The 21,280-nt window shown below is 50.9% G+C and carries 18 protein-coding genes, 4 tRNA genes and 1 CRISPR repeat array; of the genes, 13 read left to right on the top strand and 9 right to left on the bottom strand.

Features of this window, described 5'->3' with window-relative positions; translation table 11 throughout:
- Positions 1-116: 116 nt before the first annotated feature.
- Together HMPREF2756_RS07990 and HMPREF2756_RS07985 are read left to right on the top strand one after the other, a co-directional pair.
- Positions 117-881, top strand: a complete 765-nt coding sequence (locus HMPREF2756_RS07990) for a DUF6318 family protein (protein ID WP_070620101.1) — start codon at positions 117-119, stop codon at positions 879-881.
- Positions 882-1,011: 130 nt separating this feature from the next.
- Positions 1,012-1,761, top strand: a complete 750-nt coding sequence (locus HMPREF2756_RS07985; protein ID WP_246825894.1) for a DUF6318 family protein — start codon at positions 1,012-1,014, stop codon at positions 1,759-1,761.
- 164 nt (positions 1,762-1,925) lie between these two features.
- Here HMPREF2756_RS07985 and HMPREF2756_RS07980 read toward each other — a convergent pair.
- Positions 1,926-1,998, bottom strand: a tRNA-Glu gene (locus HMPREF2756_RS07980).
- Positions 1,999-2,122: 124 nt separating this feature from the next.
- Positions 2,123-2,639: direct repeats of the CRISPR family, unit length 29 nt; unit sequence GGGCTCATCCCCGCGGGTGCGGGGAACAT.
- 281 nt (positions 2,640-2,920) lie between these two features.
- On the opposite strand from HMPREF2756_RS07980, the gene HMPREF2756_RS07975 reads away from it, so the two are divergent.
- Positions 2,921-3,982: a cytochrome P450 family protein gene (locus tag HMPREF2756_RS07975; protein ID WP_141747844.1), complete on the top strand. Its 1,062-nt coding sequence runs from the start codon at positions 2,921-2,923 to the stop codon at positions 3,980-3,982.
- 634 nt (positions 3,983-4,616) lie between these two features.
- Here the strand turns inward: HMPREF2756_RS07975 and HMPREF2756_RS07970 are convergent.
- Positions 4,617-5,153: a DUF1697 domain-containing protein gene (locus tag HMPREF2756_RS07970; RefSeq protein WP_070620092.1), complete on the bottom strand. Its 537-nt coding sequence runs from the start codon at positions 5,151-5,153 to the stop codon at positions 4,617-4,619.
- A gap of 486 nt (positions 5,154-5,639) precedes the next feature.
- Here HMPREF2756_RS07970 and HMPREF2756_RS11620 point away from each other — a divergent pair, with 486 nt between their 5' ends.
- Positions 5,640-5,948, top strand: a complete 309-nt coding sequence (locus HMPREF2756_RS11620) for a transposase family protein (protein ID WP_083301699.1) — start codon at positions 5,640-5,642, stop codon at positions 5,946-5,948.
- 176 nt (positions 5,949-6,124) lie between these two features.
- Here the strand turns inward: HMPREF2756_RS11620 and HMPREF2756_RS07965 are convergent, their stop codons facing one another.
- Entirely contained in the window at positions 6,125-6,865 is a 741-nt protein-coding gene (locus HMPREF2756_RS07965) for a thioesterase II family protein (RefSeq protein ID WP_070620089.1), read from the bottom strand.
- Positions 6,843-8,339 carry an MFS transporter gene (locus tag HMPREF2756_RS07960; RefSeq protein WP_070620087.1) on the bottom strand — a complete coding sequence of 499 codons (1,497 nt, stop codon included), beginning with the start codon at positions 8,337-8,339 and terminating at the stop codon, positions 6,843-6,845. Before HMPREF2756_RS07960 ends, HMPREF2756_RS07965 begins: the two co-directional genes overlap by 23 nt.
- A gap of 59 nt (positions 8,340-8,398) precedes the next feature.
- Between HMPREF2756_RS07960 and HMPREF2756_RS07955 the strand changes: the two genes are divergently transcribed.
- Complete coding sequence (locus tag HMPREF2756_RS07955) at positions 8,399-11,392, top strand: CRISPR-associated helicase/endonuclease Cas3 (protein ID WP_070620083.1); 2,994 nt, start codon at positions 8,399-8,401, stop codon at positions 11,390-11,392.
- 59 nt (positions 11,393-11,451) lie between these two features.
- Here HMPREF2756_RS07955 and HMPREF2756_RS07950 read toward each other — a convergent pair.
- The 5 genes from HMPREF2756_RS07950 to HMPREF2756_RS07930 form a co-directional block, all read right to left on the bottom strand.
- Positions 11,452-11,523, bottom strand: a tRNA-Val gene (locus HMPREF2756_RS07950).
- 24 nt (positions 11,524-11,547) lie between these two features.
- A tRNA-Cys gene (locus HMPREF2756_RS07945) sits at positions 11,548-11,618 on the bottom strand.
- A 45-nt stretch (positions 11,619-11,663) separates the two neighbouring features.
- Positions 11,664-11,736 (bottom strand) — tRNA-Gly (locus tag HMPREF2756_RS07940).
- Positions 11,737-11,938: 202 nt separating this feature from the next.
- Entirely contained in the window at positions 11,939-12,991 is a 1,053-nt protein-coding gene (gene zapE / locus HMPREF2756_RS07935) for a cell division protein ZapE (protein ID WP_070620080.1), read from the bottom strand.
- A gap of 239 nt (positions 12,992-13,230) precedes the next feature.
- Positions 13,231-15,042 (bottom strand): cytochrome c biogenesis protein DipZ, encoded by a 1,812-nt coding sequence (locus tag HMPREF2756_RS07930; protein ID WP_070620077.1) that lies wholly within the window; start codon positions 15,040-15,042, stop codon positions 13,231-13,233.
- Positions 15,043-15,401: 359 nt separating this feature from the next.
- Here HMPREF2756_RS07930 and HMPREF2756_RS07925 point away from each other — a divergent pair, with 359 nt between their 5' ends.
- The 8 genes from HMPREF2756_RS07925 (at position 15,402) to HMPREF2756_RS07890 (ending at position 21,156) form a co-directional block, all read left to right on the top strand.
- Positions 15,402-15,779, top strand: coding sequence for a hypothetical protein (locus HMPREF2756_RS07925; protein WP_013398938.1), 378 nt, complete (start codon positions 15,402-15,404; stop codon positions 15,777-15,779).
- 120 nt (positions 15,780-15,899) lie between these two features.
- A complete protein-coding gene (locus HMPREF2756_RS07920) occupies positions 15,900-16,523 on the top strand; it encodes a sigma-70 family RNA polymerase sigma factor (RefSeq protein WP_239664679.1) in 624 nt (207 codons plus the stop codon).
- Positions 16,513-17,439, top strand: coding sequence for an anti-sigma factor (locus tag HMPREF2756_RS07915; RefSeq protein ID WP_070620072.1), 927 nt, complete (start codon positions 16,513-16,515; stop codon positions 17,437-17,439). The genes HMPREF2756_RS07920 and HMPREF2756_RS07915 overlap by 11 nt, the downstream gene beginning before the upstream one ends.
- A gap of 88 nt (positions 17,440-17,527) precedes the next feature.
- Positions 17,528-18,028: a Cys-tRNA(Pro) deacylase gene (gene ybaK / locus HMPREF2756_RS07910; protein WP_070620062.1), complete on the top strand. Its 501-nt coding sequence runs from the start codon at positions 17,528-17,530 to the stop codon at positions 18,026-18,028.
- Positions 18,009-18,359 (top strand): GNAT family N-acetyltransferase, encoded by a 351-nt coding sequence (locus HMPREF2756_RS11545; protein ID WP_246825893.1) that lies wholly within the window; start codon positions 18,009-18,011, stop codon positions 18,357-18,359. The genes ybaK and HMPREF2756_RS11545 overlap by 20 nt, the downstream gene beginning before the upstream one ends.
- Before the next feature lie 244 nt (positions 18,360-18,603).
- On the top strand, positions 18,604-19,020 hold the full coding sequence (msrB, locus tag HMPREF2756_RS07900) for a peptide-methionine (R)-S-oxide reductase MsrB (protein WP_013398933.1): 417 nt from the start codon (positions 18,604-18,606) through the stop codon (positions 19,018-19,020).
- Between the two features lie 163 nt (positions 19,021-19,183).
- Positions 19,184-20,458: an HRDC domain-containing protein gene (locus HMPREF2756_RS07895; protein WP_070620058.1), complete on the top strand. Its 1,275-nt coding sequence runs from the start codon at positions 19,184-19,186 to the stop codon at positions 20,456-20,458.
- 176 nt (positions 20,459-20,634) lie between these two features.
- Positions 20,635-21,156, top strand: coding sequence for a Rieske (2Fe-2S) protein (locus HMPREF2756_RS07890; RefSeq protein WP_070620056.1), 522 nt, complete (start codon positions 20,635-20,637; stop codon positions 21,154-21,156).
- Positions 21,157-21,280 lie beyond the last annotated feature (124 nt).

Raw genomic sequence — 21,280 nt, 5'->3', positions numbered from 1 at the left:
TTATTCCCACGGAGAGTTTAAACCCCCATAAATCTATCCTTGAGAAATAGAAATTTTCCATGTTTCACATGCAGGATGACGTTATGATGGAATTAGTACAGATTTGAAAGGGCATCATGACTCTAGTTTCACGTCGCCAAGCTGTGTATTTGACCGGTACAGGTCTCGCAGCGGCAACGGTTACTGCCTGTGCGCCAAAGGTTCAGCCGGCAAGTAATGATGCTTCTCCATCGCCCGGCGGTACCGCATCTGCTGAGAGCGCAGCTTCGGCGGCGGGGGCTTCCCCATCAGCATCGGAGGGTCTGCAAAGTTCCGGAAAGAACTATCAAGGACCTGTAAAACTAGAGAAATACGATTCTAAAGGTGAGTTCAAACCGGGCACCCGCGAGCATAAGGCCGAGAACGTACCGGCTCCTGTGGAACCAGAAAATATGCATGAAGAGTCTGTGGACGGCATGTACTCATTCATTGCATTCTGGGTTGAGGCACAAAATTATCTTTACTTAACGGGTGACGGTGCTCTGTTGCGTAAAGCTGATCCGGCTGACGATTACACCGAAAGTATTGATTTTTATAAAGCCTTGTACGACAGCGGTGTAGTGTGGGTTCTTGGGGAACAGCATCCCATGAAAATTTCACTCAACTCTGCAAAACCGGTGAAGAATCCGCGGAGTGAAACATCGTATATGTGGATTGCTACCGTTGAGTTTGGTGAAGGTACTGAAATCTATAATTCGCAGACTCAGGAGACTTACCCCCTTAATGACCTTATGCAGTCTGGGTCTAGGGTCTCGGTAATAACTCAATATGAGAATGGGGCATGGCGTATGCTCAAGGACGACGGTTCGCAGGCTTCGCCCGGTGGCACTAAGGCACCTTAGAGATCTCCACACATTTTAGGTGTGCTAGGGTTTTATCGGTAGATTTTATAGAGAACGTATATATTTTTACGTTCTATTCTTGTGAAGTTTTTCGCGCAGGCGGAAACGTTTTTTGATGGGAAGGTTTCTCATGAGCTCAATGTCGCGTCGTGGCGCTTTCACTGTTGTAGGTGCCGGTTTTATAGCTACTTTTACCGCGTGCTCGTCGCAGAACAAGGATGCGGCGCCAAGTGCTAGCGCATCTGCCAAGGCTACATCGCCATCACATTCGGCTGCTTCTGCATCTGCTACCCCTTCTGGTCCTAGTTTTAAGGGCGAGTTGAAGTTGGAGAACTACAGATCGTCTGGTGACTTTGAGCCCGGCACGCAGGAGCATCCGGCGCAGCATGTGCCTGTTCCGGTGGAACCCGTGAAATTGCGTGAGGATTCGGTTGAGGGTCTACATGCCTTTGTAACCTACTGGCTCGCGACTTTGAATTATATGCTTTTGACGGGTGACGGTAACTATTTCACGAATATTGATCATACGGGCGATTACACAACTATTGCTGATTTCATGCAGGATATGTACGCTTCAGAGACTGGCTGGGTGACTGGCGTGCAGAACCCGTTGACGATGTCTTTGGATACAGATCACCCAACGAAGGATGAGAAGAACGGATTTTATACCTGGAAGACAACGATGAAGGTTAATCGGGAGTCTGCGGTGTATACGAAGACGACGAACCGTTCGCAGCCGCTTCCTGAGGTTTTTAAGGTGCCGAGCGGTGTCGTCTCGGGCCAGGTGACGGCTCATTATCTTGAGGGAACGTGGCGTATGGTGCACCGTGCTCCTGCTAGTGCGCCAGGGTCTGCGAGTGCGGGCGGGGAGAATAAGTAGGCTGCTCCCCCGTTTCTGGTTATTCACGTTATGAGGCGAGCGGGTTAGGTTTTGCCGAAAAGGTTATATAAGTGCCTTTTAGAAAATCCTGACCTCTTGGCATTTATAAAGATAAAGAGAATTCCCCGGTTCAGGCGAACCGGGGAATTCTCTTTTCCCTAGTGTGACCCCAACCGGATTTGAACCGGTGTTGCCGCCGTGAGAGGGCGGAGTACTAGGCCGCTATACGATGGGGCCGGACTGCTTTTTCGGGACCCGCCCGAACAACATATATAACTATACAGTTAAGGGAATACCCCACCAACTCCAATAAGCATGATATGCATCACTAGATTTAAGGGAGTATTCCTCATAGGGTTGAAGAATTATCCCCGCAGGTGCGGGGAAAACAGCGAGAGTGTGGCAGCTGCTTCTTCAGGGTTCGGCTCATCCCCGCGGGTGCGGGGAACATTAAAAACAGCATTGCGCGAGCTTGCTGGTGTAGGGCTCATCCCCGCGGGTGCGGGGAACATTAAAAACAGCATTGCGCGAGCTTGCTGGTGTAGGGCTCATCCCCGCGGGTGCGGGGAACATGCGTTCAGGTACCCCGGTACCCACGGCTCGACGAGCTCATCCCCGCGGGTGCGGGGAACATCGTGAGCAGGCGGCTACTGTGGTTGATTCTCAGGGCTCATCCCCGCGGGTGCGGGGAACATGAACTCAATGGTTTTACCTCCGTGCCTGCAAAGGGCTCATCCCCGCGGGTGCGGGGAACATGTAAGGTCATCATTCTAGAGACTGACCCATCTGGGCTCATCCCCGCGGGTGCGGGGAACATGTAAGGTCATCATTCTAGAGACTGACCCATCTGGGCTCATCCCCGCGGGTGAGGGGTTCCAGGGCTGATCTCAAGAAGTGTGTCGTAGTACTTCTTGTCTATCTCTTGCAGATTCACCCCACCGATAAGTGTGTCGTAAATGCGGCAAGCGGAGGCCTTCGTATTATCTGGATTCAACTTGTTGTCCATTGTTTTCCTTTTCTAGAGGACGTGTTCTACTGGTTGAATTTTCCAGGTAGCCGATAAAAGTAGGTTAAAAGAAATTCATTGCGCCCTCCCCTCTCCTAACCAGCACTTGAGAAACTCCGAATGCAAATAAACAGCAGGACCGAAAGGGAAAGCATGCAAAACAAAGCTATAGTCCAGCTAGGAGACGGTGACTTTGCATCGGCAGACACAATCTACAAGAAGACAGGCATAACACATGGTTGTGTCCGGGTAGTTCTGCCTGACGGAATGCCGAGCTGGTTGGCTGTGGGGCAGGAAGCAGTGGAAGCGGTGCTATCGAGCAAACAACTGGTTCGAAACGCCCTCGAAGCGGATCCGGCAATTCGCCCCTACTTATCTCTTGCAGGAGATTTTCCATTGTCTGAACATATTCTATTTGCAGACGGGGATGACCATAGCAGAATGAAGGCAGTATTGAATCCGTCCTTTACTCGAGGCAGCGTTGAGAAACTTCGTCCTTGGATGAATGACTTCGTTGATGGCCTTATCGATGCCTTTATTGAATCGGGCGAGACAGACTTTATTCAGACAATTGCCCTTCCACTCCCTATTGCCGTAATCAGCAAGATTTTGGGGGTGCCTGAAGAAGACCAGTCGGTTTTTGAGGCGAAAGCTTCTGTGATTACAGGGGTAGGAAACGGGCAAGATCAATCTGACATTCAGCAGGCGGGCGAGTGGTTCTTTGAATTTTCAGGCAAAATGCTGGATCAACGCATGAAGAAGCCAGAGGACGATCTGATGTCTGTAATGGCCCAAGCAGTAAAAGAAGGCAGCCTAACAGACCTTGAAGCTCGATCAAATGCATTCTTATTCTTGTCTGCAGGATATGAAACTACCGTCAATCTGCTAGCCAATGGACTGTCCGCTCTGCTCCAGAATAAGGAGCAGTTGGACTATGCAATTTCGAACAAAGATGAGGAATCGACCTCCTTGTTAGTGGAAGAACTTCTTCGGTTCGACTCACCTGTTTCCGCCATTACCTACCGGTTTGCAAAGGAAGCCACATCCATCTGTGGTGCAAACATTGCTCCAGGTGAACACGTAGCAATCGCACTCCCCACCGCCAACTATGATGAGAAGATATTCACTTGCCCAGCCCACCTCGATACGACCCGCAGCCCGAACCCTCACATGAGTTTCGGCAAGTCTATCCATTTCTGCATTGGTGCCCCCTAGCTCGACTGGAAGGAAAAGTAGCTCTAAGGAAAACACTTGACCGACTTGAGGATCTGAGACTATCTGTCGATCCCAGCGAGCTTACTTGGATTAATTCCATTACAGTACATCGGCTAAAGTCTCTGCCTGTAACTTTCAAACCGGGAAAGGTCCGTTCAAGCGGCAAAACAATCTAAGTCCCCGCAATAATGAACTGGCCCATGAAAGCAGCGCTGGTTTAGATATGGTTTGTAAGGGCTTCGAGGCTTGATCGCTGATATCGCATCGGGGTCAAGTCACTCAGTATTTGTTGGAGTTGGAAAACATAGTGTTAAAAACAGTACTCGTCCACGCTTCACGAGTCGCCCGCATTGGTTAAGCGCTCACCCTGATACATCGTGGCCTGCGAGTTCCCGAAGAAGTTCTCCACAACTATGCTATCGCAGAAGTTGTCTTTACATAGCACTATGCGACTTGGGTTGGCTACGATTGAATTTCAGTCCTACTTTCCATGATTTATTCATCATGAGCAGGAGAATGCCTCTCCACTCAAGGAGATCTCGAGTTATGCTGTCTTTGACAGCCTGTGTCACGATCGCATCGCTTGTATATCGCAGTCAGACGTTTCCACTAGCGTCGGAAGTGGTGAAAAAGCTCACCCCCATTGTGAAGCAGCCTTTAACAAACGCTCAAGAGTTCCCCGGTTCCTAGTTGTAGCTATGCCGCCAATTTCACGTTCGATCTCGTATGTAGGGCTGCCGGCAGAATTTCTTGGCTTTCGGATAAGGCTTAAAGCTATTCCGTCGTCCACAAAAAGCACGTCTACGTCGTCTTTGTGGTTAGTCCATGGAAGCGGCCAGGAAGGAGTTCGGTCTCCCTTGAAAAAGGTTACAGTCTCTCTGTAAGTCCTGGGGGAAGGATACTTTTCGAAAACTCCTAAGGCTAGAAGCTTCTCTAAATCTGCTAAATTCCGTACGAACGCAGCGTCTTCATATCCACTTGCGTCGCGAATTCCCCTTTCAGCTTTCGCAACGACGTCAGCCGGATTGTTTGCTTCTATCAAAACAGTTCCGTTTGTTTGAAAGGACCTCACGCGCTTGGCGCCAGCATCAAGCAAAGCTGTCTCCAACTGCTCGCGGTTCGGCGAGCCTGAGTGCCCGAGATTTAGGTTTCTGTAGAAAACTACGTGCATTATCCCTCCTATTGAAAATAATTCTACTACGTTGAGGTTTTCTCATCAGGATAATTTGTGTGGTTTTATACCCTGTGGTTTTTGGGGTGTGGTGGGTGTGTCGTAACACAGGGCACGCGGGATGTCCTTTCTGAAAGCTGATTTTTGGTTGAAAACCATGCTGATAGAAACATCCCGCGTGCTCTTCTATCCTGCCACTTTAGAGGCTCCAATTTCCACCGCTCACACCATCAGCGCCTAGCTGAAAGCCCACCGGAAGAAAAACGATCAACGCCCCTGGCAACGCGCAGCCAGCTGCTGGAAGCAAACAATCATGCTGCTACGCTGACTCAAAGACGGTACTAATATCACTACGATTGCCAGGGATGCGAAAGTATCTCCAGCAACTGGTTACCGGTGTATCCACGAAGCACTGGATGTGGTAGCAGAAAAATCACCCACGCCTGCCCACGTGCTTAAAAACCTCACCACAGAAAACAACCTTTTATCTGCCTAGACGGCACCCTCATCCACACTGATCGTATCGCTCAACGCAATCCAAAAACCGTCGTCACCTATGGTACTCTTAGTAAACACAAAGCCTTCGGAGGTAATGTTCAAGTCATCACAGATTCCACCGGATACCCGATATGGGTTTCACAGGTAACCCCAGGATCAACCCACGATCTTACAGCAGCTCGTCAACACCCCCTCCCGGTGCTACAAGCCACAACTGATTGCCCATTGGTACTAGCTGATAAGGGGTACAAGGCGCAGGTGGATATGTTAGAACCCAGCAAAAGACCCAAATCTTAGCGACTGTGATAAAACCTACAACCTGATCCACACCCAACGAGTAGTACGTCGCTACACCACCTCACGCCCACGCACCGATGCCGGACACAACCATCTACCAACTCGCACTCACCGTCCTCCACCTCAACCACACAAAACCTGATGAGAAAGCCTCAATCTTAAATTCTGAAATGGCTTCAGAGAATCCAATTGGTTTTCGCGACGTCACCTAAGTCCGCGGTAATTCGCAGGATGCCGTTAATATGACTGTCCTGATAGAAGTGATCTCCATCAAAGCCTTGGCTTATAAAGTTCGCACTCGTCAAGTATTTCCACTTTTCTACATTAAGCGGATTTACGTTCATGTCGTCGAATCCATAACTCGCGAAAATAGGACAGCTTACTTTTGCATCTCCAGGCGAATACGTCTCTGCCAGGGCAAAGTCCGCACGCAAAGTCGGAAGAAAAAGCTTACGCAGAACTGGATCGGCGAAGAGCTCTGGAGGCGTACCTCCTAGTTCTTCAACTGCGCTGATAAACATCTCATCGCTAAGATCGTGTTTGGGCGATGGAGGAGCTTGAATAGGGGCCTCCGCACCTGCCACCCCTAAAGCCGCAGCTTTACGACCGCGTTTCTCTAGCTCAGCTGCAACAGCGTGCCCCACATAAGCACCGAGACTATGTCCTTGAAGAATCACCTCGCGCTCCGGATAAATAGAATCTATTTCGTCGCAAATCTGACCTGTAACCTCATCCATTCTCGTAGCCGGTGTTTCTCCCATTCTTCGTTCACGCCCCGGCAAGACGACCACTGATAATTCGAGCGGTAAGTCGATTTTACCAAGGTAGGCTACTGAACCGCGCCCGGCGGCGGGGAAAAGCAATGCTACAGAACCGTGGCGACTTGGGGAAATTTTATGCAGGAACTTTACCGACATCGGCTCGGTTTCCTCTCAAGGTGAATCCTACAGTTACGGCTGCGATAGAAAGGATGACCGCTGAAACAAACATCGCCTTTCCTACTCCGCTGGCGACCAGCTCACTTCCTTGATCCGTCCCCAAAGCGATGGACGTCAAAACTGCCAAACCTACTACTTGACCAATCTGCCCAATCGTGGTTGTAACCCCTGACCCGAGCCCTGCGTCCTGCATTGACAGGCCATCCATTGCGGTGGTTTGCGCCGCCGGGAAAGTCATTCCTCCCCCCATTCCGACCAGAATCAGACCAGGAAGCAGACCCTCCCAGAAGCCGATTCCGAACGGCCGAGCAGCCAGAAAAGCCATGCCTAATGCTGCAATAAAAAGACCCGTTATCATCATTATCTTTGCACCCTGCTTTGGCATCTGGGAGATAGTTAGCTGAATCCCGGCGAGGAAGAATACGCAGTAAGGTATCCAGGCCAGGCCATTCTGCAGAGGGGAATACCCCAAGATATTCTGCATGTAAATAGCTACCAGGAAGAACATGCCACTAGTAGCCGCGTTTAGTAGTCCAAGACCAAGATACCCGGATCCCCTAACACGGTCGCCGAGGAAGCTAAGTGGTAATAGCGGGGTGGACGAACGAGCTTGCAGAGCGAAAAAGAAGAACAAGAGAATCAAACCGGCGCTAAGTGGAACCCATGTCGATGCAGCGCTGATGCCAAGGACTGGCACTTGAAGAATTCCGTAAACCAAAGACACAGTTCCTCCAGCCAGGAGAAGGGCACTCAATGGACCGTCTGAAGTCTTCCCACGCATCTTGGATTCATCCACAAGAACGAAGATCATCAACGCGGGTATTATCGCTAGAGGAATATTAATGCCAAAAATCCAGCGCCAGCTAATAAATTCTGTAATAACACCGCCTAGCAAGACGCCCGCAACGGCCCCAAGGCCTGACAGTCCTCCCCAAATTCCGTACGCTTTTTGCAGCTCTTTAGGGTCAGTAAACGTTAAGGCAATAATCCCCAACGCGGCTGGTGCCGCTAAAGCTTCGCCGACCCCTTGAAGAACCCTTCCAACCAACAAAATAGAACCGGATGTAGAAGCAACAGCGACCATGGAGGCAACTCCGAACATTAGCGCTCCTACAACAAAAGTCTTTCTGCGCCCAACGATGTCGCCGATTCTCCCTCCTAGAAGGAGCAAGCTACCAGCAGCCAGCAGATATCCATTGACTACCCACGTCAACTGATTACTGGACATCTGCAAGTCTCTGCCGATAGACGGCAAAGCCACATTAACAATGGTGGCGTCAAGAAAAATAATGAACTGAACCGTCGCTAGAGTCCACAAAAGCAGCCACCGTTTTGGATTTGGTGGGGTATCTGTCTTCCTCTCTCCGACTGGTTCAGTACTACCAGAAGTACTCAATCTCTTCTCCTGCTTGTCTGGGGAACATTTTAAGAAGGAACCGTACAAAAGGCTCATCCCGCGCTTCTCGCCTCGCGGGAACAATGGCTTATAAGTCTAACTGATCAGGAGTCAGAATGATAGTCAAAGATTTCACCCGTCCCAGCCAGCTTGCCTCGGCAGAAGCATCATCTCTCTGGGCAAAAACCGGTTCGGAAGAAAGCCCAAGTGTTGGCCTTTCCCTACCGCAGCATATGACGGATGCAGGATCTGTAGCTGCTGAGCTTTGGGATAAGTGGCTCTCCCCTGGTGCTAAACAGCGCATCATGGAGTTACTCAACCTCACACAGAATGAGGCCAAGTCTTTCGCCTGTTGGGTTGCCGCCACCCACGATATGGGCAAAGCGACACCAGAGTTTGCGGGGCAGTTAGATTCACGTGGCAAAGAAGAGCTCCGCGTATTTCGAGATAGGATTGAAGAACACAAGTTTAATTTTCCTCTTCACCTCACAACACCACCTGCAGGAACCCGATGCCCTCACTCAACCTATAGCCAGAGCATCATTATCAAGCTGCTTACTGAACGTTACACAGACGATGTAGAGACTGCCAAAACAATTGCAAGTATTGCTGGTGCTCACCATGGCGTGCCTGCAGAATATGTTCCAGAAACCGGACGTGCTTGTGCAATTTTTGAGGGGCTTAACGATAAGTGGCATCAAGCATGGCAAGAGCTTTTCGAGATGACACTGGAGCAAACCGGCGCAGATCAGGTTCTTAAGAAACTCATGTCAGGAACCAAAATCCCTGTTTCCGTACAGCTTTATCTCACTGGCCTGGTAATTATGGCGGATTGGATCGCGTCTAATCCCGAGTATTTCCCCATGGGCACATTTAGTGTTGAGGCACAACATGGGCGCCTAAATCAAGGCTGGGAAGCTCTCGGACTCGAACATCCCTGGGCTGCTCATATTGAAAACAGTGATACTTCCGATCTGTACAGTTCACGGTTTAGTTGGGAAAATCCCACTCTGCGACCTATGCAAGAAGTTGTTGTCGAAGCCGCACGTTCGATGAAGGGCGGCGGCATGATGTGCATTGAAGCCCCTATGGGACAAGGTAAAACTGAGGCTGGACTCATCGCTGCCGAAATTCTAGCCCAAGAAACAGGACGCAGCGGGCTTGCTTTTGCTGCCCCTACTCAGGTGACATCAAACGCACTTTTTGATCGGGTCAAAGCATGGGCGCAAGGGCCTGCTGGAGGTTCTGAACCGCACACTATGTTTTTAGGCCATGCGAAAAACCAACAGCAAGATTCCTTCCGCTACCTACAACGAGCTGATATCTTCGATTCAGAAGCCGACGTTGAAGGGAAACAGAGTATACGCCCTAATACTTCAGTAGCACGTCACAGTTGGATAGGCGGTCGGAAACGCGGCATTCTTTCGACCTTCGTTGTGTGTACTATCGACCAGATTCTTATGATGGCTCTACAGTCACGCCATGTGATGCTTCGCCACCTTGGGTTAGGTTCTAAAGTCGTCATCATTGACGAGGTGCACGCTTATGATGCCTATATGGGTGTTTATCTCAAGGAGGCACTCCATTGGTTGGGTCAGATGAACGCACCCGTTATTCTCATGTCGGCTACTCTACCTGCACATGTTCGCACCTCTTTGATGGAAAGTTACGCGGAAGGTCTTGAAATTCAGGATTCTACTGAATGGGATTTTGATGATTTCGACTCAGAGAATGTTACCGAGCCTTCTCTCGACCTAGATTATCCAGTTATTTATACGCTCACAGCCGAGGATGGTTACACGCCACGTAAATGGCAGGTAACTGCCCCCGAAGAGCAGGTAACAATCTCCATTCGTCAGATAGGTGACGAGTTCACCGACTTTGATAAAGTGCTGGAACCCTTAGAAAGCGAGCACGGCTGTGCCGCAGTTATCTGTAATACGGTGGGTCGGGCTCAAAACGTTTACGAGCATCTTCGAACAAAATTTGGCACTGACGTAATGTTGACCCATTCCCGTTTTACCTCTAAACATCGTGCGGAGAAAGAAGCTGATTTAGTTTCGCAGCTCGGTAAAGGCGCTCACCGAGGTGATGGCCGCCCAGAACGTTTAATCGTGGTGGGAACACAGGTTATCGAGCAGTCTCTCGACCTCGACTTTGATGTCATGGTGACCGACTTCGCCCCGGTAGATTTAGTACTTCAAAGGCTAGGCCGCCTGCACCGTCATGAGCGTGATGACTCAGAACGACCTTCCGAGTATCGCTCACCCATCTGCTACGTTCGTGGTGTTGAAATTTTTGGTTCTGAAACTCAAGTCCCCGAGTTCCCCAAAGGTTCACGTTCGGTCTACGAGCCCGCTATCCTGCTCAGCAGTTATGCGCAGTTACTCCCCTATTTTGACGGCAAAGCTCTGCGCATTCCGGCGGATATGAGCGAGCTTGTTCAGAAAGCATACGAAGATACTCCAAAGTACCCTGATGCTTGGAACGATGCATACCAGGAAGCATGCGAAGAATTCAATAAGAACCGGGAAACCGCTGAGCATAGGGCGCAATCCTACTTACTGAAACATCCAGGTGCGCAAACCCAAACAGTGATGGCTGATGTGATGAATAATTACATCAACACCAAAAACGGAACACTCTCAGAAGACCAAATTGGTGAGGCACGTGTACGCGATAGTGACGCTTCTCTTGAGGTGATTGCGATAGTGGTTGAACGCGATGGAGACGGCTACATTGACCGCTACCGTACGATTCCCAGCGCTACACGGAAAAACCAGGATATTGACTGGCACAATGCAAAGGATCCAGAGGAGCCCACAAAGCCCCTAGCCTTCGAGTTATTAGCATCAGCTATACGTCTGCCCTACCAATACTCGGATTCTCCAAAGAACAGGGTTAATGGACAACTCCGCTTTGATGCTGCCATTGAGGAGTTAGAAGACGAGCGCATTGACTCGTGGCAGAAAAGCTTTATGCTTGCCGGTGAGCTAATTTTGCCTTTTGAGCTACAGGATTCCGGTTTCTACGAGGTGAAGCTCGTCGATTATCTTCTTCGTTACTCTCCTGAGCTAGGCCTTGAAGCTATTCAAATTTCTGATGACTAAAGAAGATTTATAAGCAGCATAAAAGTCCCGGTTCTCTAAGAACCGGGACTTTTTACTTGTGCGCGATACTGGGTTCGAACCAGTGACCTCTTCCGTGTCAGGGAAGCGCGCTACCGCTGCGCCAATCGCGCCTACAACATCAATGTGTTGTTGCGAGGTGAGGACGGGATTCGAACCCGCGTACACGGCTTTGCAGGCCGCTGCCTAACCACTCGACCACCTCACCGCATACATCTCTCGCGAGATGAGTTCGAACTCTAGGAGTCCTACGAGCGGTTGACGAGACTTGAACTCGCGACATCCACCTTGGCAAGGTGGTGCTCTACCAACTGAGCTACAACCGCTTATCAGGTGCTTTTCAAGCATCAACAACAGGCTTTACCCGTCGCACTGACAGATAAATACTATACGGGTTTTTTCGTCGTTTGCCAAATCTTTTGCCACACTTTTTAGGCCGAGCGTCAGCACCAAAAACCTGACGACCTTCTACACAAACAAGGTCGCAAATATCAAGCACAGCACTTCGCTATACCGCAATGCCGAAATCTAAGCCTCTGATTCCCCTAGCAAGCCTTCACGAGCGAGCGCCGTCAGACGCGAGACAGCACGGAAGTACTTCTTCTGGTAACCGCCAGCGAGCATTTCGGGGGTGAAGACCTGGTCGAAGGGCACACCGGATGAGACGATCGGCAGGTCTTTGTCGTAAAGACGGTCAGCGAGCACAACAAAGCGCAGCGCTACCGCTTGCTCGGTAATCGGGTGTACATCGCGCCAAGCGATACCCTGCAGACCGTCGATAAACTGGCGGTAACGGGAAGGGTGCACTTTCGCTAGGTGTTCAACAAGCTCTGAGAAAGTATCGATACCCACGGTTTTTCCATCGAATACTTCCTCGACCTTAGCGTCGAACGCGTCGGGAGTTATGGGTTCCGGTGCAGCTGGAAGACCGCGATGACGGAAGTCTTCACCATCCACACGGTGTACTTCGAATTGTTCGGCAAGTACTTGGATTTCACGTTTGAAGTCTTCGGCGGCAAAGCGTCCTTCGCCGAGGGCACCGGGCAGAGTGTTGGAGGTTGCTACGAGTTTGACGCCCGCATCTGCGAGTTCGCGCATCAAGCGGGACATGAGGACAGTATCGCCGGGGTCGTCAAGCTCGAATTCGTCAATGCAGACGAGCTTGTACCCACTGAGCGCTTCTACGGTTTTGCGGAAGGTGAGGGCACCAACCAGGTTGGTGTATTCGACGAAGGTACCGAAGGCTTTGGGTCCGTCAACATAGTGCCATAGGGAGGCTAGAAGGTGGGTTTTCCCAACACCGAAGCCGCCGTCTAAATAGAGCCCGGATTTTGCGGAGTCTTTCTTTTTACCGCCAAAAAGTTTGCCGAAGAACCCGCCGGAATTTCCTCCTTTGTTGATTTTATCGCCGAAGGTTTTGAGTTTTTGTACTGCTTCAGCTTGGGAGGGCTGGTTTGGATCGGGAATATAGCTGTCGAATGACACTTCACCGAATCGTTCTGAGGGACGAAATCCAGCGAGAAGCTCTTCTGCTGAGACGTTTGGGATACGTTCGGTAAGGTGTTCGTAGGTGACGGGCACGATATAACTTTCTGAGTGACGTCTATGTTACTTGTCTTAAGTTTAGTACGGATGTGCTGAGCTTGCCGCAGCCCGGTACTCGGAGTGCTCTCTCCCTGGGGGACAGATACGGTAAAAACGCAGTAAAACCCGGGACTATGCGTTTTACGTGGTTTTAGTCATGTGTGATCTAAAGCCTTGAAAACACAGTCCCGGGTTTAGTCGTCAGGGGTGAATTCTGTGTGAGATTCGGCAGAGACTTATGAGAAGGTGAGCGAGTACAGCTGCACTCCGGGCGAGACCTTGAGCTCAATAACTCCGCTACTTTGCTCATCGCCGCGCACAATGTGGTGGGCGTTGGGAGCGCCGTCTACGTGAATCTTTTCCGTTGTACCATTGCGCCGCACTTCGATGGTACCGCTGCCGCCGGCAACAACCTGCGCTCCGTGGGCACGATAGTTAATCCGCAAAGTACCATCGTTTCCTTGAGGCTCAATACGTTCGGGGGTTATAGACCACGTACCGTTGAGGTCGTATTGGTCAACAGCTAGACGATCTGCTGGTTTGAAGGTTCGGGTTCCGTTAGAGTAGCTTTCTTGCCCCGCAAAGTACATTGCGCGTTTAGAGCCCAGATACGTTTCAGGGGTTCGCGCATCATGCGCGTTTTGTGTTTCCTCTTGTGCATCATCCTTGTGAATAGGGTCTGGAAGCTGCACTTGTGGATTTGCGGCTTTGAGAAGTTCGCGTACCTGTGCCTCGGTCACCTTATGCCCACCTTCACCATAGTGAACAGCACGAAGTTTACCTTCACTATCAATGAGATAGTGTGCAGGCCAATAGCGGTTGCTGTAAGCACGCCAAATAGCATAGTCGTTGTCTTGAACTACCGGGTATTTAATACCTAGGTTCTCAATGCCTGCCTGGACATTCTTACCTTCGTGCTCGAACGCATATTCCGGCGTGTGTACTCCCACTATTTCTAGACCATAATCATGGTATTTGGCGTAGAGCTCATTCAGGTGCGGTGCCGTCCTCTGACAGTTAATGCACGAGTATGCCCAAAAATCAACGAGTGTAACCTTTCCACGCATATGAGCGAGACTTGGCTGATTCTCAGTGTTGAAGTTACCCGTGCCACCTGCTAATTCCGGGGCAGAGCCGCAGTCCTGCAATTTTTCTTCATCGGGTCGGCACGAGCTTATCGACCCACCGGTGGAAGAAGAAATAATATTATTCTGCGTATCTTGACTGATAGTCTGCTCAATCCCTTCCGTATAATTCGGAATTGCGCGCTGCAGCTGGGCGGGAACGTTGAATACTAGTCCGATTGAAAGAGCGATCAAGAGTACACCCGAGGCGGTGCGCACTCCACGCTGGTGGGTGCGGAACGTCTTAACTCGTTCTGCAATGCTTCGCCCCGCAAGAGCAAAGATCAACAGCGGAATAGCTGTTCCGAAAGCAAAAGATAGGGTGAGTGCTACAGTTTCGATACCGATGTTTCCGGTTGCGCCAGCAAGGGTAATAGCTGCAAGAACCGGACCCGCACAGGGCACATAGACGAGACCGAGAGCAAGCCCCATGAGGAAGCCGCCACGTGTGGTGCTGCGTTTCGCTCCGAGTTTTGAGAATTTCGCGAAAGGTTTTTCAAGCAGGCGCTCCAACGGGGGTATAAGCATGCTCAGCCCAACAATAATGAGGAAGGTGATACCTAAAATCCTCAGCGTATCTTGCGGCAAGTGCAGGGCAGCAAGAATAACCGAACCGAGCAGGGTAAAGAGGCTGAAGCTCAGAACGAGTCCGCCTACAACTTGATAGGGACGCCAGCGTGATGCAGTACGCTGTATGGGTGCTGGAGCTGCGTTTCCGAGAACTGCGCTTCTGCGCGAGAATAAGGCTTGCACATTGTCCGCAGAATCTTTTGCTATGCCTGTTTGTCCAAATTCGGTGGATGCAGTGCGCGCTGAATCTGCACCGCCAGTGACGAGAATAACGGGCAAGATAGGCAGGATGCAGGGCGAGATCCCAGTGATAAGACCACCGAGTATGCCTAGGATGATGAGCGATAACAGCATAGTTATTTTCCTCATGGATTGGTAATGCGAGGCGATGCTGCCTCACGTGTTGTCATGGTTATATTCGGAACGAACTGCGGTTTCGGTTTGGTTGAAATTATTTTTATAGCGATGCCTGCACAATTGGCAGAGTCTTGATGAGACCTTTTACTGCGCAATATTCAAGCTCATGGATGTTTTTCTCAAGGTGTTGCGAGAGGTAGTCAGATACATCACTTAAAAAATTTTCTGAGGTTTTGCAATCCGAGCGGGCTGAATGTTCCGAATACCTAATGAGTCCAGTTTAGGATTCTGAATATTTTGCAATGGTACGGGCGCTCCCCCGCGTTACCTGTGCCGATATAAGATTGGAGTTACGTATGTCCGTTATTCTTCGCACTGCGTCTTTTGCAGCTGTTTCTCTAGCCCTCGTTGCTGGTGTTTCTGCATGTTCTTCTAACGCTTCTGATCAGAACTCATCGCCAAGCGCATCGTCGAGCTCTTCTGCATCATCCACCCCCTCTTCTTCTGCCATGATGAGTTCAGACGCTATGATGTCGCCTTCAGCTATGCCGAGCCAGTCTGCCATGTCTGGGGACAAGATGGATGGCGACCACGGCAAGATGGACGGCGATAAAATGCAGGGAGATCATGACAGCATGAAGCATGATGACAACAAGATGGACGGTGACAAAGGAGGCAAGATGGAAAACAAAGACGCCATGATGTCTCCTTCGGCTTCCGCCATGTCGAAGTAATATTTTGCCGGTATGCTGTTTTACACCCTGGAATATTTTCTAGGGTGTAAAACATACCTAAACTTCGCTTATCACCGACACAATAATCAATGTCATCATAGGGCGTGAGATGATATGACCATGACTTTTTTGGATCGTCAGGTGACTTCGGCGTATCAAGAAGCTCAAAAAGCCACCCAAATTCCTCAGGAATATCAGCGCTTAACTGCGTTGATGGAGTGTGCTGCCGCAGGAAACGAACATTGTTTTGAAGCTCTATACGATGCGCTTGTTCCGCGTCTGTACGCGCTTATTAACCGCATTCTTCATAACCGAACGCATGCGGAAGAAGTTACTCAAGAAGTTTTTCTAGAAATATGGCAAAAAGCGCCTTTATACCGTGCAGAACGGGGTACTGTGTTGTCGTGGGCTGCAACTATTGCTCACCGCCGTGCGGTTGATCGGGTGCGCTCCGTTGCAGCCTCCACAGAACGTGATTTCACACGCGGTCTTGAGGAATATCGCGAATCTTATCATCACGTTGATGATGCAATAGCTGCTTTTATGGATACGGAGGAGATTCACCATGCTCTATCTGGTATTCCACGCGAACAAGCCCAGCTGCTCACCATGGCATATTTCGGAGGTAAATCACAGCGCGAGATCTCCGATGAAACGGGCATTCCTCTAGGAACTGTCAAAACCCGCATGCGCGCTGGCATGCAGAAACTACGTGAACGATTGGAGGGCACCCGTGAGCACTAAAGACTATCCCGAAGATTTCCCCGATAAACTCGACTACGCCCTCCACACGCTTTCACCAACGCAACGTATAGCGTTTGAATCGTGGACCCCCAAACACGAACGCGAAGATGCTAAGGCCGATGCTGCGGTCCTCTCTGAGGTTTTTGGTACTTCGCTCACTCCGCAAGAGCCGTCCGCTGAGCTTAAAGATCGTGTGATGGCGCAGGTTGCGCATACCGAGCAAATCCAGCCAGCTAATGAGCTAGGTACAGATGACGTGAATGCCGAGTATAAGAGTGATCATGCCGGTTCCGAAGGTTACTTTGCATCAGATAATGCAGACAACGCTCAAGCTATCGCAGACTCAGAGGATTCCGCTTATGCACGAGCTAAACGGCGTTGGTTCGGGGCTCAGGGTAAATTCTCACCATCTCGCATGACGGCTGCGGCAAGTATTATTATCGCTGCTGGTCTGGGCATATGGGGTTTCGCGCAGCATCAGCAACTAGAACATACCTCCCAGGAGCTACAAGCCGCGAGGGTGTCCTCTTCGACCCCAGCGCATCCGGCAACTGCACGACCCGGCGACCAGTCGATCGTCGAGCAAATCAGCATGGCTCCTGACCTTTCAATGGCCCAAGGTAAAGTCAACGGTATGCCAGTATCGGTCATGTACTCCCCTTCCCACAACATGGCGGGTGTTTCAACGACAAATCTGCCTGCGCTGCCCGAAGGAAAGGTCTATAAACTCTGGTTTTACGATGCTCAGAGCAATATTGTAGGATCTGGAATCCTCAATTCTGCTGGCCGTGGTGCCGGGATCACAACCATGACAGAGCACGATCTGAGTACGGTCACCGACTTTGGTATCTCAGTTGAAGATGAATCGGCTAATTCTCCTAGTCAGAAACCCGCTATGCTGGAAAACGTTGTGTAGCCTAACGCTTGCAGGCACTCCATCCCTACGCAGGTAAAGGTGATACATACCTTAGGGGTTCAGCTCACGTTTTCGTAGAATAGTCTTCATGGCTAAAAAGAATAAAGGCGGCAAGAAAGGTGCCTCCACCGCTGCGGTCGCGCTCTTGAAGGAAACTAAGACTCCTTTTGAGATTCGTGAATACGAGCATGTGGAGGGAGAAACCTCCTTTGGGTTGGAGGCCGCGCAGAAACTTGGCGCCAATCCTGAGCAAGTATTTAAAACGCTTCTTATTGTTCATGACAAAGATTTTGCGGTGGCGATTGTGCCGGTGAGCGGGCAGCTAAACCTGAAAGCGGCGGCACACGCCCTTGGTTGGAAGAATGCCTCTATGTGCGATCCGAAGATTGCCGAGCGCCGCACCGGCTATGTGGTGGGCGGTATTTCGCCGTTAGGACAGAAAACTCCTTCCCCCACACTCTTAGATGCGAGCGCCGAACAGTATCAAACTATCTTGGTCTCTGGCGGTAAACGCGGGCTTGATATTGAACTCTCCCCCGCCGACTTGCTTAAACTCACCGACGGCAGCTATGCACCTCTTCGAGCCTGAGCCGCCGTGCCTTGAGCTGCAGGCCCCCACGGCGGAGGACGCCGCCGAATGGTATACGACGCTGTTCAGGGATACGCGCGTCATGGAGTATTTGGGGCGCCCCGCAGATTCACTCGCCCACTATGAGGATATGGTGGTGTGGGTTCGCACCGAATACGAGCGGGAAGGTTTCTGCCTCTACACGGTGCTGGCCAACGGTGAGGTGGCTGGTTTCACCGGAGCCCACCGGTGGTTGAATGATTGGGGCCCAGTTGGAGAGATTGAGCTGGCTTGGCGGCTTGGGTGCGCTTTCTGGGGTAGGACATCGCCACCCGCGCCGTCCAGCAGGTAATGGGTGAGCTTGCGGATGCTGGGCATCAGCAAGTATTTGCTGTTGTTCATACCCACAACCGGGCGTCGGTGGCAGCGGCTTAACGTTTGGGGATGCACCAGCGCAGCAGCTACGAGGTGCGGATAAACGGCTTAATCTTGCCCGTTACCGATTGGGGTCACGGACCTGTACCATCGGGAACAAAACCCGAGCCAGCACCGTTATAACGACGACAGCTCATAAGAGAAGATTTGAAGGAGTAGCAGTGGGAAATTCACTACCGGGTGTCGGTAAAATTGCGAAGAATTGGCGTGAAGTTCTCAAGCCCGAAGAGTACGCGGTACTGCGTGAAGGAGGCACCGAACGTGCTTTCACCGGCGAATACTGGGATACGAAAACCGAGGGTGTATATTCGTGCCGAGCCTGTGGGACTGAGCTTTTCCGCTCTGCTGAGAAGTTTGAGTCGCACTGCGGCTGGCCCTCTTTCTTCGCTCCACTCGCCGAAGATCGTGTGCGGTATCTGGAAGACACCACGTTAGGGATGCGCCGAGTAGAGGTACGTTGCGCCGCCTGCGATTCGCATCTGGGTCACGTGTTTGAAGGCGAAGGATACGATACTCCGACTGATCTGCGGTATTGCATCAATTCTGTCTGTCTCACATTGGAACCGCAGAAGTCGTAAGCTAGAGCTATTTACGAGACAATACTGCTGTTAGCCCGGTGCCGGTTCGGTATATTTGAAGAAAAATGTAACGCACAGCGGCAACGGGTAGAATGGTGGAGTTATTGTTTTCAGCCCCGTCGAGGGAGCTACCAGAAACGGATATTCAAGGAACCACTTTCAGATGAGTCTCAGCCCGAGTACCGAGCCTATCAAACTCCCACCTATGCTCGGATTACCTGCTGATTTCACAGTTCCTGATGTTATTCCGCTAACTACCCCGTCAGTTCCGGTCCCCTCCATTATCAACACGGAGAGGGCGCTTGAACGTGCTGCTGAATCTTTGCGTGCTGCATCCGGTCCGGTTGCAGTCGATACGGAACGCGCACAGGGTATACGGTACGGGATCAGGGCTTTTTTGGTGCAGCTGAAACGCGAAGATAAGCTCTACCTGATCGATCCCGAAGCTTTTTCTGACCTTAGGATCATCAACGATGCTCTAGCAGATGCCGAATGGATTATTCACGCGGCAACCCAGGATTTTCCAAGTCTGGATCTTCTTGGAATGCGACCGCGTCTTCTCTTTGATACCGAGCTCGGTGCACGTTTAGCGGGCCTGGAACGGGTGAACCTGGGAGCTGTTGTCGAAGAGCTTCTGGGGTACAAACTTGAGAAAAAGCACTCCCAAGAAGACTGGTCACAACGTCCTTTGCCAGAGTCTTGGCTGAACTATGCATGCCTTGATGTTGATGTACTGGCAGATTTACGCGATGCCTTGGAAGAAGTTTTAGAAGACCAGGGAAAACTTGAGTATGCCCGCCAGGAATTTGCCTATCTCTGTTCGCTGCCGCCCGCTGACCCTGCTGCGAAGAAAGCCGAACGGTGGAGGAAAACGAAGGGACGGAACACGCTCCGGTCCATACCGCAACTAACAGCCCTGCGGAATCTTTGGTTCGAGCGCGATAAATTAGCGCAGAAGAAAGATATAGATTCTAAGGCTTTACTCTCAGATGCCGCGCTCGTTGAGGCTGCGCAGAAAATGCCTCGTAATGTACCAGCTATCATGGCGATTCCGGGGTTCCGTACTCGACTGTTGAAACGTGAAGGTCCCCGCTGGGTGCGTGCGATAGTATCAGCTTCTCGGGGGGAGAACCCGGCGCCCTACACCATTCCGGCAACCGCCCCTCCCCCGCTTAAGGCTTGGGAAACGAAACGCCCTATTTCACTAGAGATTCTTAGCGAAGTGCGGAAGATAGTACAACGGGAGTCAGAGCGGCTCAATATTCCAGCACAGAATATTATCAGTGCTGATTGTATACGGCGTCTGTGCTGGGATCCGCCCGAGCCTTACTCTCAAGAGGCCCTTCTTGAGGCTCTTCGCTCGCATGATGTGCGCCCGTGGCAGATTGAAATCCTCGCCCCGAATCTTCATGAAGTTTTCCAGCGACACCTTGGCTAATGCCTTAACACATGGATCTCTCAACCCAAGAAAAATATGTAGGCGCACGCCACACAACAAAACGGCTTATTCGCGTGCATACGACTTATCCTCTAGATTTATAAGAGAGCGACACGCAGCTATCCCACAGGTACGGTCGCCTCAGCATCACACACCGGAGAATTCAAGGAGGAACGATGAACGAAGTACCATCGTGCACCTGTTCGTGCGCACAATTAGAAATTTCTGCGCACGAGCCAAACTCTCAGAGCGTTCAGGAGCTGGAGCATAAACTTTCGCGCCGAAATGCACTCGTAGCGGGGGCCACAGCTACCGCAGGGGCTCTTGCTTTAAGCGCCTGTGCCGAAGGTTCCAGCGGTGGTGGCGGTGGTGGCGGTAAAGGTGCTGCCGAGCCAGAATTCCCCACCGATATTGCGGCAGCTTCGGAGGTACCCGTCGGCAAAGCGGCGAAACTTACCAAAGGCGGCGTTACCGTTATCGTCTCTCAACCTGAAGACGGTGTCTTCAAGGCTTTTAGCTCCACCTGCACCCACCAAGGATGCCAACTCAACGTACAAAACAACAGCCAAATTGTGTGCCCATGCCACGGTTCTCAGTTTGCGCTCGCCGATGGCTCAGTCAAAGGCGGACCGGCCGAGTCACCGTTAAAATCCTATAAGGCAGAGGTGAAAGACGGTAGGATCATTGTTGGGGGCTAGGTATCTTTCACGCATTAGTATTGGCGGCACGTTAGTTTTTAACGTCTAGATTTCATGTCAATAAAAACGTTGGGGTGTGTGAAAATCTACACACCCCAACGTTTTATTTTTTGCACTCGGTCAA

The sequence above is a fragment of the Rothia sp. HMSC067H10 genome (genome assembly GCF_001810635.1).
GTDB lineage: Bacteria > Actinomycetota > Actinomycetes > Actinomycetales > Micrococcaceae > Rothia > Rothia dentocariosa.
The sequence above is the reverse complement of the archived record's forward strand: the minus strand, read 5'-3'. Positions and strand labels throughout refer to the sequence as shown.